Genomic DNA, 14274 nt, shown 5'->3' with positions numbered 1-14274 from the left:
TCAGCCGATGAACATATTGAGGATCAGAACGCCCGCAAGGCCGAGCACGGAGATAATCGTCTCCATCGTGCACCACGTGCGCACCGTCTCCTTGACCGTGAGTCCGAAGAACTCCTTGAAGAGCCAGAAGCCCGGATCGTTCGGCGGTGAGATGATGAGGCTGCCCGCGCCCGTCGCGATCACCATGAGCTCGGGGCTGACCCCCGTGAGCGCAACCACAGGTGCGGCAATGCCGCCCGCCGTGAGTGCCGCGACTGTCGCACTGCCGCACGCAATGCGGATGACCGCCGCAATCGACCACGCGAGTACGAGCGGCGAGAGATCGGAGCCCATGAGCAGTGCGCCGATGTAGTTGCCGACACCGCTGTCGATGAGGATCTGCTTGAGCGCGCCGCCGCCGCCCACGATGAGGAGGATCATTGCAATCGCAAGAATTGCAGACTCGGAGATCTTCATGATCTCCTGAATACTCTTGCCGCGTGCAATGCCAAATGTGTAGAACGCGATGAAGATGGAGATCGTGAGTGCCATATCCGGCGAGCCGAGGAAGACGAGAATCGCGCGCAGGTGCGAGTCCGCCGCCAGGGAGAGCTTGCCGATGGCGGACGCTGCCATGAGGACGACCGGCACGAGTGCCGTGAATACACTCACGCCGAAGCTCGGCATCTCCTCATCCGTGAACACCTTCGGATTGTACAGCCCCTCGGGAATCGCAGGGTTGAGATCCTTGACGAAATTGTAGAAAAGAGGACCTGCGACAATTGCCGTCGGAACGGCGAGGATTCCGCCGTAGACAAGCGTCAAGCCAATGTCCGCATTGTAGATGACCGAGATCGCCGTCGGCCCCGGATGCGGGGGCAGGAAGCCGTGTGTCACGGAGAGTGCTGCCGCCATCGGAATCCCGACCTCGAGGAGGCGAATCTGCGCCGATGCCGCGATCGTGAAGACGAGCGGGATGAGGAGGACAAAGCCGATCTCATAGAAGAGCGCGATCCCGACGACGAAGCCCGTGAGGCAGACCGCCCACTTGACCTTTTCGCGCCCGAACATATGGATGAGCGTCATTGCGATGCGCTGTGCGCCGCCGCTCTCCGCCATCAGTTTGCCGAGAATTGCACCGAACGAAACGACAATGGCAAGCCCGCCGAGCGTTCCGCCAAGCCCCTTCTGGATCACGGGGATGATCTGCCCGACGGGCAGCCCCTCTGCATAGCCGATCAGCCCCGCGACGATGAGCAGCGAGATGAAACTATTCAGCTTCACACGCACGATGAGGAAGAACAGCAGCAGGATGCCCACAGCTAGAATTACGAGCGGCATAGGATTCCTCTCCTTTCACAATGGGGGATCGCCCCCCGTAGCGCGCTGCCTCAACTACTGACAGCAAAACCTATAACAATTCCTGATGTAATTATAGACGATAGCCTTTCATTTGTAAACAGCATTTCATTTATTTAATTATATTTTGTTTATTAAATATCATTTCAGAGCAAAAAAAGTTGCTACACTCATGTATGCAGCAACCCGTAAGCGTATTTACTTTTCGTAATGCTCCTGCCATACATGGTGGAACGAGCCCTCTTTGTCGACGCGCTCAAAGGTATGCGCGCCAAAGTAGTCGCGCTGCGCCTGAATAAGGTTCGCGCCGAGCTGTGGGCTGCGGAAGGCATCGATGTATTGCATGGCAGCGGAGAATGCGGGAATGGGCGCGCCGCGCTCCACGGCGAGGCAGACGATGCTGCGCAGGCTCTCCATGTTCCGATTGATCGAGGAGAGGAAGAAGTCATCAAACATGAGGTTCTTCAGCTCCGGATCACGCGCATAGGCATCCGTAATGCGCTGCAAAAACTCCGCCTGGATGATGCAGCCCGCGCGGAAGATGGACGCAATCTTTCCAAAGTCAAGCGACCAGCCGAACTCCTCTTTGGCGGCACGGTAGAGGGAGAAGCCCTGTGCGTAGGCGACAATCTTCGCCGTATAGAGGCTGCGCCGCACGGCCTCGATAAAGTCCGCCTCTGCCGTCATGTCCGCCGCTGCAGGCGCACGCATCACGGCAGACGCATGGGCACGCTCTTCGGTAAGGTTCGACAGTACACGCGCATTGCACGCCGCTGAGATCATGGAGAGATCGACACCACGCTGCAGTGCCTCGAGGCTCGTCCAACGCCCCGTCCCCTTCTGCCCCGCGCGGTCGACGATGAGGTCGACGAGTGCCCTGCCCGTCTCCGCGTCCTGCTCGGCAAAAATGTCCGCCGTGATGCCGATGAGATAGCTCCTCAGCTCCCCCGTGTTCCACGCGTGGAAGATCGCGCCGATGCGCTCGTTCGAGAGCCCGCCGACGTGCTTCAGGATGAGATAGGTCTCGGCGATCAGCTGCATATCCGCATACTCGATGCCGTTGTGTACCATCTTGACATAGTGCCCCGCACCGTCCTCGCCGATGTAGGTACAGCACGGCTCCTCCCCCGCACGCGCAGCGATGCCCTCGAGGATGGGACGTACCGCCTCGTACGCCGCACGGTCGCCGCCGGGCATGATGGCGGGACCTCTGCGTGCGCCCTTCTCGCCGCCCGATACCCCCACGCCGAAGTAGCAGATCCCCTGCTCCTTCAGTGCGTCGTGACGGCGGTGCGTGTCCTCATAGAACGAGTTCCCGCCGTCGAGGATAATGTCGCCCTTCTCCAAGAGCGGCACGAGCGTCTCAATCGCCCAGTCCACGGGCGCACCCGCCGCAATCATCACAAAGACGCGGCGCGGCTTCTTCAGGGAATCGATAAACGCCTTGAGATCATAGAACGCGTGAAAGTTCGCGGGCGGATTGCGCTTTTCCGCTGCCTCGGTCATATCGTCGGTGCGGTTCCACCCCGCCACCTGAAAGCCGTGATCCGCCATGTTGAACGCGAGATTGCTTCCCATAACCCCCATGCCGATCACGCCGATGTCCATTGTTCCGTTCTTCATCCGATCTTCCTCCCTCAACGTCCTGCCTGATATGCCGCGATCTCGGCAAATTCTTTTTGTAAGTTTCGATAAAGCCGCCCACTGATATCCGCGAGCTGCGCATAGGTCTTGTGATTTTCCTCGTCGGGCGTGTAGACCTTCTTTGCATGCACAAGAGCTGCCGTATCCGCAATCCCTTTCATCTCACCCGCAGAGATAAAACCCAGCACCGCAGCACCGTAGGCTGCGCCCTCACTGTTGCTCGGAAGGACAAGCGGCTCGCCGAGCACGTCCGCGAGGATCTGCATCCAGAGCGGCGACTTCGTAAAGCTGCCGCTCATACGGATGTCACGCACCGCACCGAACCCCTGCAGGGCATCAAAGACGCTGTGCATCCCGTAGCAGATGCCCTCCATGACGGCGCGGATCATGTGCGAACGGCTGTGATTCAGCGAGAGGCCGAAGAAGAGGCCGCGCAGATCGGAGTTCCAGTACGGCGCACGCTCGCCCGTGAAGAACGGCAGGAGGATGAGCCCGTCCGAGCCTGCGGGAATCTTCGCCGCCTTCATTGTCATAAGGTCGTAGGCATCCACGTCCAGTGCCGCCATCTGCGCCTCGCTGAAATGGCAGATCTTGTCGCGCATCCAGCGCAGGATCATGCCGCCGTTGTTGATCGCACCGCCCGCAACCCAGAGGCCGTCCACCAGATTATAACACCATGTACGCATTGCGTCATCCGTGCGCGGCTCACCGACGAGCATCCGCACAGCACCGCTCGTGCCGATGGTCGCGCTCAGCTGCCCCGCTGCGACCGCACCAATGCCGACATTGACGAGCACGCCGTCCGTCGCGCCGATCACAACGGGCAGATCTGCCGTGAGGTGCATCCGCTCCGCCGCAGCCGCCGTCAGCGGACGCATCTCCGTCGTCGAGACGACGGGCGGCAGCATCTCCTCCGTGATCCCGATAAAGTTCAGGATCTCCGCATCCCACGCAAGCCGACGTGCATTGTAGAGTGCTGTCGTGCTCGCCGTCGAGCGGTCGATGAGGAACTTCCCCGTAAACGCATGAAAGAGATGATCCTTGATCGAGCCGATGAACTTCGTACGCGCGAAGAGTTCGGGGCGATTCTGTTTCAGCCAGAGAATCTTTGCCAGCGGATAACAGGCGTGCATGGGGCAGCCCGTACGCTCGTAGAACGCGCGGCAGAGCGCAGGTTCGTTTTCTTTCAGCTCCCGCACAATGCCCGCACTGCGGCTGTCCGCCCATGTCTGCATATCCGCGAGCGGCTCTTTCGCCGCATCGAGCGGAATCAGGCTGTGCATGACCGTACTGAGCGCAATGCCGGATGGTATCCGCCCCTGATGACGCAGCGCATCCGCCACCTTGCGTACCACCTGCTCCGTCGCCGCGCGGATCTCGGAGGGACGTTCCTCCGCCCGATCCGGATGCGGCGTGCGCAGCGGATAGAATGCCTCTGCCGCCGCACGGCTCACGCCCGACGCCTCGTATGCAATGGCGCGTACCCCCGTCGTACCGACATCCACGCCGATCCATATGCTCTGCTCTTTCACACTGCCCATCATGCCGCCGCCTTTCCGTGAATACAAGGATGATTTTTCTACATTTTAGCACGCACCCTGTTAAAAAGCAATATATCTATCATGTTTTATTTTATAAAATGAGTTTTTTATATCATATCACTGCATATAAAAACCGCACCCGTACGAGTGCGGCTTTCAGTCTAGGGAATCGCCGAATTTATCAGTGCTTCCCTAATGAATCGCCTTTTTCTTGAATCGTCCGCCCACAATGTCGTGTACGGCATTGATGGTGACAAAGGCACGCTCGTCCTTGTCGAGGACGATCTCCTTGAGTTTGTCGAGCTCCAGGCGTGTGACGACGCAGTAGAGAACCTCCTTCGGCTCGCCCGTGTAGCCGCCCGCGCCGTGCAGCAGGGTCACACCGCGCCCGAGGCGCTCGTTGAGGGCGATGGTCATCTCCTCGTGCTCGCTCGTGACGATCATGACGGCGTACGATTCGTCGAGACCCTTGAGCACCACGTCGATCATCTTCGCGATAACGAAGTAGGCAAAGAGCGAGTACATCGCTTTGTCCCAGCCGTAGAGCAGCCCCGCCGACGAGAGGATAAAGAGGTTGATGAACATGACGACTTCGCCGACGGAGAACTGCGTTCGTGCGTCCATGATGATGGCGACAATCTCCGTCCCGTCGAAACAGCCGCCCGTACGCATGACGATGCCGACCCCGAGCCCCGTCACCACGCCGCCGAAGATCGCCGCAAGAAACGGATCTGTCGTCACCTGCGGCACGTCGTGAAGGACACCCGACCAGATCGAGAGCATGATGATGGCAAACACGGTCGAGAGTGCAAAACTCTTGCCGATCTGCTTATAGCCCATGTAGACAAACGGAATGTTAAAGAGGACAAGGAACACACCGAGCCCCATGCCCGTAATCGTCTGCGCCATGATCGAAAGACCGACCACGCCGCCGTCGATGACGTTGTTCGGGATCAGAAAAAGTTCGAGCCCTGCGGCGGTGATGAGTGCGCCGAGAATCAGCCACAGTCCTTTTTTGAGGTAAAAACCCGCGCCCTTGTGCGCCGCCTTCTTCGGCTTTGCCGTTACTGCCGGCGGCACGCCTCCTGTCTGACCATCCGTTTTCATCATATCCATTTCTGCAGTCATAATACTCCCCTGTTCCAATGTAATGTCTGCTCCTATTATAGAGGAAAGGAAATGCGCTGACAAGACTTCTGATCTGAGAGTGATTTTCTTGACTTTCCCTGCTGTGCCGTTTATGATGGTTTTAAGGGGCTACACAAATAGGATTTTTTAAGGGAGGGATATGGATGATCTACACCGTCACCTTCAATCCGTCGATCGACTACATCGTACGGTTGGAGAACTTCACTGCGGGCGAGATCAACCGCGTGAATTACGAGCAGATCCTGCCGGGGGGCAAGGGCATCAACGTCTCCATCGTGCTGAAAAATCTCGGACATGACTCGACGGCACTCGGGTTTCTCGCAGGATTCACAGGCGTTGCGATGCAGCAGATGCTGCATTCGTTCGGCGTTACGGGTGACTTCGTGCGTCTGGACGACGGCTTCTCGCGCATCAACGTCAAGATCAAGGCGGAGAGCGAGACCGAGATCAACGGGCAGGGGCCTGTCATCACCGAGGAGGCGCAGCGTGCGCTGTTTGCAAAGCTCGACCGTCTGACGAGCGGCGACACGCTTGTCCTCGCAGGGTCGATTCCGAACACGCTGCCCGACGACATCTATGAGCGGATCATGGAACATCTGGAGGGGCGCGGCATCCGCATCGTCGTGGACGCGACAAAGAATCTCCTGCGGCGCGTGCTGAAGTACCGCCCGTTCCTCATCAAGCCGAACAATCACGAACTCGGCGAGATGTTCGGGGTGGAGCTGAAGACCGACGACGAGATTATCTACCACGCAAAGAAACTGCAGGAGGAGGGCGCGACGAACGTGCTGATCTCGATGGCGGGCGACGGCGCGATCCTCCTCACATCGGAGGGCGTATTCTACCGCTCCCCAGCACCCAAGGGTACGCTCGTCAACTCCGTCGGCGCGGGCGACTCGATGGTTGCGGGCTTCCTCGCGGGATTCATGGAGTCGGACGGCAGCTATGAGCACGCCTTCTACATGGGCGTTGCGACCGGCTCCGCCTCCGCATTCTCACCGAACCTCGCCACGCGCGAGGAGGCACTTGCGCTGCTGAAAACTATCGTCTAGTGAAAAAGGAGGGGTTTTCCCTTGCATATCAACGATCTTCTGAAACCCGAGAGCATCGCCCTCGGCGTTTCCGCCCCCGCCTCGAAGGAGGCTGCCATCCGCCTGCTCGCGGACTATATGGAAAAGGGCGGCAACCTCAGCGATAAAGAACAGTACGTCAAGGACGTACTCGCCCGCGAGGAGAGCGGCACCACGGGGCTCGGCGACGGCATCGCAACGCCGCACGCCAAGAGCGACGGCGTAAAAGCGGCAGGGCTTGCCGCAATGACCATCCCCGACGGCATGGACTTTGCCGCCATGGACGGCAACCCGAGCCGCCTCTTCTTCATGATCGCCGCACCGAACGGAGCGAACGACGAACACCTCGCCATCCTCTCAAAGCTCGCGACCATGATTATGGATCCCGACTTCAAGGAAGCACTCATTGCCGCCAAGACCGTCGATGAGTTCCGTCAGCTTGTCGACGACAAGGAAAATGACCGCTTTGTCGCCCCGAGCACAGGCACGGCATCCGAGAAGGCAAAACCGACTGCCGACCACATCCAGATCCTCGCCGTCACCGCCTGTCCCACAGGGATCGCACACACCTTTATGGCGGCGGAGAGCATCGAGCAGCACGCGAAGAAGCGCGGCCTCACCGTCAAGGTCGAGACGAACGGCTCGGCGGGCATCAAGAACGCACTCACCCCCGAGGAGATTGCCGCCGCCGACGGCATCATCGTCGCGGCGGACAAGAACGTCGCCATGTCCCGCTTTGACGGACATCGCGTCGTCATCACAAAGGTCGCGGACGGTATCAACAAGGCAGACGAGCTCATCGACCGCGCCCTCTCGGGCAGTGCCCCCGTCTATCGTGCGAGCGGCGCGGACGAAGCGGAAAGCGCAGACGGCGGCACGGACGAGAGCCTTGCCCGCCAGATCTACAAACACCTCATGAACGGTGTCTCGCACATGCTCCCGTTCGTTGTGGGCGGCGGTATCCTCATCGCCCTCGCCTTCCTCTTCGACGACTACAGCATCGATCCGTCCAAGTTTGGCTCGAACACCCCGCTTGCCAAGTTCTTCATGCAGGTCGGCGGTGCCTCGTTCGGCTTCATGCTCCCCGTCCTCGCGGGCTTCATCGGTATGTCCATCGCCGACCGCCCGGGACTTGCCGTCGGCTTCGTCGGCGGCTCGCTCGCGGGCGCAACGGGTACGGGCTTCCTCGGCGCACTTCTCGCGGGCTTCGTCGGCGGCTACGCCGTCAACTTTCTCAAGAAGGTATTTGCAGGACTGCCCGCCTCCCTCGACGGCATCAAGCCGATCCTGCTCTACCCGTTCTTCGGCATCCTCATCATGGGGCTCATCTCGCTCTACATCATCGCACCGCCTGTCTCCGCCATCAACAACTGGATGATCGCAACGCTCGGCGGCATGGATCCCTCGGCACGCATCTTCATGGGGCTGATCGTCGGCGGCATGATGGCAGTCGACATGGGCGGTCCGATCAACAAGGCGGCGTACGTCACGGGCACGGGACTGCTCGCCTCGGGTGAGTATCACGTCATGGCGGCGGTCATGGCGGGCGGCATGGTGCCTCCTCTTGCGATTGCGCTTGCGACCACCTTCTTCAAGAACCGCTTCACCGAGAGCCAGCGAAAGGCGGGCATCACGAACTATGTCATGGGACTCTCCTTCATCACCGAGGGCGCAATCCCGTTCGCGGCGGCCGATCCCGTGCGCGTCATCCCATCGATGATTGTCGGCTCTGCACTCGCCGGCGCACTCACCATGCTCTTTGACTGCACCCTGCGCGCACCGCATGGCGGCATCTTCGTCGTCCCGACCATCGGCAACCCGCTCATGTACCTCGTGAGCATCCTCATCGGTGCCATCGTCAGTGCCGTCATCCTCTCCCTGCTCAAGAAGCCGATCAAGGAGTAAAAGAAACACAGCATAACGGCATAGCAAAATCCCGTCCTGCCAATCACGGCAAGACGGGATTTTCTGTATTTATGAAGGGAAAACTCTTACACCTTAAATCGCCCAACCAGCTCATCCAGATCTGCAGCAAGACCCTTGAGCTGCTCCGACGTTGCAGCAAAGGCATCGAGGGAGGCGGTTTCCTGCTCAATGGCGGCCGCCGAGTCCGTTACGTGTGCGGCGATCTCCCGCGACGCCTTCGCGGCATCCTTCGATGCCGCTGCTGCAAGCTGCGTACAGGCACGCACTGCCTCAATGGAGGTAAGGAGTGCCGTGCGGTTGACATCCGCCGCCTGTGAAAGGGTCTGCATCTCCTCCAAGTGTGCAGAAATTCCGTGTACACTTGCCGCGAGCATCTGAATATTCTCATCCAGTTCGCCGGTACGTGCGGCGACATTGGTAATGGCGACGGCGTTGCATTCGACCGCCTTGCTGTTCTCAACACTCGCCCGCCACATCGTATCCGACAGTCCCGCGACCTCGGTCGCGCACGCCTGCGCCCGCTGTATGATGCGGCGCAGGTCGCTGACAAAGGTATTGAACGACTGCACGATGCGTCCGACCTCATCACTGCGTTTGGCAGTGAGCTGCTGCGTGAGATCGCCCTCCTTGCCCGCCATCTCGCGGAACGAGGCGCTAAGTGCCGTAATCGGCCGCAGAACCCCCGTAAAGATACCGTAGGAGGAGATGGCAAAGATAATGAACGCAAGGACAGTCACGCCCACCGCGATGTCTTTGGAAACAGCGACCTTTGCCTGACTTGCATTGTCATACGCCGTAACGAGTTTGTCCACCTCGGTCACATAGCCGACGACCTCGGCGGCGACAACGGCATTTGCCTCGGATTTTTCCTCTTCTCCCACAGCCCCCGCAACGGCAAACACATGCGTCCGGTACTCCTCCCAGAGAGGCTGCAGCGTGCGGAGCTGTTCCTTGACCGCCTCATCCGACGCCGGGCGGAGATTCATCTCCGCATCGCCCCGACGAAGCCCCGCAAGAATGCGGTCGTACGTCTGAATCTGCGCCACCATCGTCCGCCGGAGATCGGCCGCCTGATCCGCATCGGCAGGAACAAGGCGTGCCGAAAGCCACGCAAGCTGATAGGCACGCATCCGCAGCGAGCCGGAGGCATTGACCGCGAGGGAGTCCCCATCCAGCTGTGCAAAGGTGGCGAAGTTCAGCCCGACCACCCCGATGATGAAGACAAAGAGGGCGGCGAGTGTGATGCGTAATTTATTATGAATTGACATATTTCCCTCTCGTTGCAACAAAAAGGCCGCTCTATCCATGCTATCGCAGAAAAGCCGCCGCGCAATCCCCCTGTTTGACAGATCCGCACAAAGTACATTGTATTTCGTATGAAGTCAATCTCAGACCTTGAACTTTCCGACAAGACCGTCCAGCTTCGTCGACAAACCGGACAGACGCTCCGCCGTGGCGACGATCTGCTCCAACGTCGCACTCTGCTCCTCGATGGCGGCTGCCGATTCTTCGGAGAGCCCCGCAATCTGCTTCGCCGCTTCTGCGACGTTCCCCGATGTTCCCGCAACACTCTGCGCACCTACCGATGCCGTCTGATTCAGCTGTACGATCTCTGCAGCGGCTCTGCGACTCTCCTCGGAACTCTCGGCGATGGCGTTCAGTGAGGTGCGTACCGCGCCGACCGCTTCCGTGATCTTCGCGAGCTCGCTGACGAGTTCCTGATTCGCACTGCGCGTCTCGTGCACCTGCTGGCGGATGCCGCTCATCTTCGCCGTGACATCATCCGCCGCGAGGCTCGAACTCTCGGCGAGCTTGCGCACCTCCTCCGCGACAACGGCAAAGCCGCGCCCGCTCTCGCCGGCGCGTGCCGCTTCGATCGCGGCGTTGAGCGCGAGCAGATTTGTCTGTCCCGAGATGCCCTTGATGAGATCGATGATCTGATTGATGTCCTCCGCATATTGCGTGAGGGTCTGCACGTTCCGATCCATGGTCATGACGATATCGCGCAGGACATCGGTCTGTGCTGCGACACGCGCCGCACCATCCCGGCCGTCCGCCGCCTTTTCCTCGGAATCTGCAGAGAGTACGGCAGAGCGTTCGGCAGAGGCGAGCATCTGCGCCATACCAGCCGCAATCTGTGTCACATGATCCGCAAGTTCCTGCATCTCACCGTTCTGCACGTTCGCCTGACCTGCGACATCAGTGACGGATCCTGCGACCAGTTCGACCGCCTGACTGCTTTCCCCACTTGCCCGTGAGAGTGCGCCGGAGAGTTGTGCGACCTCTGCCGCACTCTCCTGTGCGCCGCGCATGATGGTACGCATTTTCCCGACGAAGGTGTTGAAGTGAAGAACGATGTGACCGATTTCATCATCGCGCTCCGCATGGAGCTGCTGTGTCAGATCGCCCTCTCCGCCGGCGATATCACGAAACGACTCCGTCAATGCTGCCAGCGGACGCAGAATCTGCGTGAGGATCAGCCAGAGTGCACCGCCCACCACGAATATGGTGAGGAGGATCACACCGAGCTGGATGTTCTTGGACGTTTCGATCTTTGTCTGGCTTGCGGCATCGTAGGCGACGACCAGCTTGTTGACCTCCGCCACAAAGGGGGCAACCTCTTTCGCCACCTTTGCCTCTGCCGCGCGGCGCATCTCCTCGTCCGCTCCCTCGGCAACGGCATTCACATCGGCGCGGTACGCCTCCCACAGGGGCTTCACGACACCGAGCTGGCGCAGCACCGCCTCATCCGTGGGGGCAGTCAGCCCCATCGCCGCATCGCCCTGCTCCAACCCCTTCAGAATACGATCATAGTCCTCCAGAGATTTCTGTATCGATGTGCGCAGTGCGGATGCATCGCCCTCATCTGCCGACACAAGCCGTGCCGCTCCCCACGAGAGCTGATAGGCACGCATCCGCAGCGAGCCGGAGGCGTTAACCGCAGGCGAATCCCCTTTGAGTTCGTTAAACGTAAAGAAATTCAGCCCGACCAATCCCACAATAAATACAAAGAGAAGAATCAGAATCGACTGCAGTTTTGTGCGTATACTCATACCCATTTCCCCTTTTACTCGCTCCGTCCGATCAGCCCCCTGCCGTAATGTCCGGTAACAGGATATGCGGAAGGACGCGATAAACACATCTCGTGTCGTCGATTATAACACAAAACACGTTGTATAAAAATGAAAATCGTCTATGATTTCGAAAAAAGACCATCCGCCCGACAGGCCAATGGTCTTTTTTTCGGAATCGCCGATCCAATGAAGACCGAGCGACGCAGGAGGCAAATCTTCCGCATCATGAAAGCGATGCGGAAGATTTGCAGGCATTGCGTGGGCAAAAAAGATGCGCTAAGATGCCTGTGCTGAATTTATCAGGGCTTCCTGAATCAAAGTTGTACGAGTTCGCGCAGCCGTACGAGGTCGATGTAGGTTTCCGTCTGCGGATTTCTCTTCAAATATCCCTGATGCTCGTCCGACGCCGCCTGAAACGAGGTGAGCCGTTCCATCGTTGCGTGCAGAACACGCCGCGCCGCCGCGCTGCTGTTCGGGTCGTTGAGCGTCAGGTGCTCACCCGTGGCAGGACAGCGTCCCTTCCCCGCGAGAAAGGTGAGATAGAGCTGGATCTGCGGCTCATCCTCCGCGCTTTCGTAGAAGACACCCGCGCGGTACATCGCGCCGCGCACATAGCCCTGCCCGTCGATGCTGTAGGGTGTGACGACGGCGAAGTGAAGGTCGAGCAGCTGCGAGATGTCGATCTTCTTCGGATCGTAGCAGATCTCGATGCCCATGCGTCCGCCCGCCGCGCCCGTCGCCACATCCTCATGTCGGGCATCGGGCGCAGCATTGATGTAGCCGGTGCGGACGGAGGCAATGCCGCGCCGCCCCGTAAAGACCTCCTCGAGCTCGTACATATCCGCGCCCGAGAGGCAGATGCGTTTGTGCAATCTAAGTCCCCCTTCCACCACGCTGCGCGCGGTCCCCCTCCCCCGTTTACGGGGGAGGCTGTTCTCAATTCGTAAAGAGGTCGACCTGCCGCCCTGCCGCACGACGTACGTCGAACACGCTGAGGAGCTCGGCGACTGCCTGTGTCGGCGAGATGTTGCCCGAGAGAACCGCATTCTTGACCTCGGGCATCCGTCCGCGCACGATGGCATCCTCAAAGAAGAGGTTGTGCAGATGCTCGTCAATCATGCTGTTCATCCAGTCGAGGAGCTGACCGTCACGTCGTTTCTTCCAGATGCCCGTCTCGGTCGTCTTGTCGCGGAAGATGCGGATGACCTCCCAGAGTTCGGCAAGCCCCGTCTTTTCGACGGCGGACGCGAGGTAGGCGTGTGTCTCCCACCCCGGCGTCGCGGGGCGGATGAACTCAAGCATGCGCTCGTACTGACCGCGCGCGACCTTTGCCTTGAGCAGGTTATCGCCGTCCGCCTTGTTGATAACGATGGCATCGCCAAGCTCCATGATGCCCTTCTTGATGCCCTGCAGTTCATCGCCCGCACCCGTCAGCACGACGAGCAGGAAGAAGTCGACCATCGAGCGCACGGTCGTCTCGGACTGTCCGACACCGACCGTCTCAATGATGATGACATCGTAGCCCGCCGCTTCACAGAGCAGCATGGTCTCGCGGCTCTTGCGCGCGACGCCGCCGAGCGTCCCGCCTGCAGGAGATGGGCGAATGAATGCCTCGGGACGGCGCGAGAGCGTGCCCATGCGCGTCTTGTCACCGAGGATCGAGCCCTTCGTCACGGAACTCGTCGGGTCAATGGTGAGAACGGCAACGCGATGCCCCGCATCGCAGAGCATATTGCCGAACGCCTCAATCATCGTGGACTTGCCCGCGCCCGGCACACCTGTGATGCCGATGCGCAGGGCATTTCCTGTCTTTGGCAGGAGTCTCTGCAACACCCGCTGTGCAAGCTTAAAATGCTTGCTGCTGTTGCTCTCGATCAGCGTAATCGCGCGCGAGAGTGTCATGCGGTCGCCGCGCGCAACACCCTCCACATAGTCGTCCTCGGAGAGGACGAGCTTGCGGCGGGGCATTCCCGTTCCGTTCAGCAGTTTCGGATTGATATTGCCGACGGTCAGATCCTTGATGCCCTCGATGCCGCCCATGACGCTTGTCGTGAACTTGCAGTCCGCATCCTCGGGTACCCAGTCGGGCCGTTCTGTGGTATATTTTTCGCTCATAAAGCCTCCTTTCCTACTAGGAAAAATTATGGCGTTGATATTTTCTGTATCGTATAGACGTGCAGTTCCCCTGAGCAAACCTTAGAGAAGCAAGCGGAAAAGAGGACACGTTCTGCCCCCTGCGGATTTCTACCGTTCAAGCGAAGCGCGTTTGAAATCCGCAGGTATTTAGGCAGATAAGTGTCCGACCGCTTGCGTAACGAGGGTTCTGCGAAGGGGTACGCACGGCAGTCATTCTGTTGTATGGCAAAACGCCGCCCTCACAGAGAGAGCGGCGCTGCAGGGGAGCACGGATGAATTGAATCCGCTCAGATTGGTGCAGATTTTTTGTCCTGTCAAGGAGACAAACCGGACGCATAGTGGTCTATGCAGAGGATTTGGCGACGATGGCAGGGCGAAAAAGATGCACTTAGATGA

The 14274-nt window shown here is 59.3% G+C and carries 10 protein-coding genes and 1 pseudogene; 3 read left to right on the top strand and 8 right to left on the bottom strand.

Going from position 1 to position 14274, the window contains the following annotated elements; all coding sequences use genetic code 11:
• The 4 genes from ACO6BQ_RS00125 to ACO6BQ_RS00110 all read right to left on the bottom strand — a co-directional run bounded on the left by ACO6BQ_RS00125 (position 1) and on the right by ACO6BQ_RS00110 (position 5651).
• Entirely contained in the window at positions 1 to 1320 is a 1320-nt protein-coding gene (locus ACO6BQ_RS00125; RefSeq protein WP_489118464.1) for a gluconate:H+ symporter, read from the bottom strand.
• Between the two features lie 216 nt (positions 1321 to 1536).
• Positions 1537 to 2961, bottom strand: a complete 1425-nt coding sequence (gene gndA, locus ACO6BQ_RS00120) for an NADP-dependent phosphogluconate dehydrogenase (protein WP_489118462.1) — start codon at positions 2959 to 2961, stop codon at positions 1537 to 1539.
• A gap of 14 nt (positions 2962 to 2975) precedes the next feature.
• Entirely contained in the window at positions 2976 to 4526 is a 1551-nt protein-coding gene (locus ACO6BQ_RS00115) for a gluconokinase (protein ID WP_489118613.1), read from the bottom strand.
• 189 nt (positions 4527 to 4715) lie between these two features.
• The gene (locus ACO6BQ_RS00110; RefSeq protein WP_489118460.1) at positions 4716 to 5651 is read right to left on the bottom strand and encodes a YitT family protein; all 936 of its coding nucleotides are present in this window, start codon (positions 5649 to 5651) and stop codon (positions 4716 to 4718) included.
• Positions 5652 to 5815: 164 nt separating this feature from the next.
• Between ACO6BQ_RS00110 and pfkB the strand changes: the two genes are divergently transcribed.
• On the top strand, positions 5816 to 6724 hold the full coding sequence (gene pfkB, locus ACO6BQ_RS00105) for a 1-phosphofructokinase (protein ID WP_489118458.1): 909 nt from the start codon (positions 5816 to 5818) through the stop codon (positions 6722 to 6724).
• Between the two features lie 21 nt (positions 6725 to 6745).
• Entirely contained in the window at positions 6746 to 8647 is a 1902-nt protein-coding gene (locus ACO6BQ_RS00100; RefSeq protein ID WP_489118456.1) for a PTS fructose transporter subunit IIABC, read from the top strand.
• An 86-nt stretch (positions 8648 to 8733) separates the two neighbouring features.
• On the opposite strand, the gene ACO6BQ_RS00095 is transcribed toward ACO6BQ_RS00100, so the two are convergent.
• From ACO6BQ_RS00095 to meaB, 4 genes are all read right to left on the bottom strand, one after another.
• Positions 8734 to 9936, bottom strand: coding sequence for a type IV pili methyl-accepting chemotaxis transducer N-terminal domain-containing protein (locus ACO6BQ_RS00095; protein ID WP_489118454.1), 1203 nt, complete (start codon positions 9934 to 9936; stop codon positions 8734 to 8736).
• A gap of 120 nt (positions 9937 to 10056) precedes the next feature.
• Positions 10057 to 11721 (bottom strand): methyl-accepting chemotaxis protein, encoded by a 1665-nt coding sequence (locus tag ACO6BQ_RS00090; protein ID WP_489118452.1) that lies wholly within the window; start codon positions 11719 to 11721, stop codon positions 10057 to 10059.
• Positions 11722 to 12056: 335 nt separating this feature from the next.
• Positions 12057 to 12614, bottom strand: coding sequence for a peptide-methionine (S)-S-oxide reductase (locus ACO6BQ_RS00085; protein ID WP_489118450.1), 558 nt, complete (start codon positions 12612 to 12614; stop codon positions 12057 to 12059).
• 64 nt (positions 12615 to 12678) lie between these two features.
• Positions 12679 to 13857 (bottom strand): methylmalonyl Co-A mutase-associated GTPase MeaB, encoded by a 1179-nt coding sequence (meaB, locus tag ACO6BQ_RS00080; RefSeq protein WP_489118448.1) that lies wholly within the window; start codon positions 13855 to 13857, stop codon positions 12679 to 12681.
• A gap of 313 nt (positions 13858 to 14170) precedes the next feature.
• On the opposite strand from meaB, the pseudogene ACO6BQ_RS00075 reads away from it, so the two are divergent.
• A pseudogene (locus ACO6BQ_RS00075) lies at positions 14171 to 14270 on the top strand (secretion protein HlyD).
• The last annotated feature ends 4 nt before the right edge of the window (positions 14271 to 14274 follow it).

The sequence above is a fragment of the Centipeda sp. (in: firmicutes) genome (genome assembly GCF_057271695.1).
The sequence above is the reverse complement of the archived record's forward strand: the minus strand, read 5'-3'. Positions and strand labels throughout refer to the sequence as shown.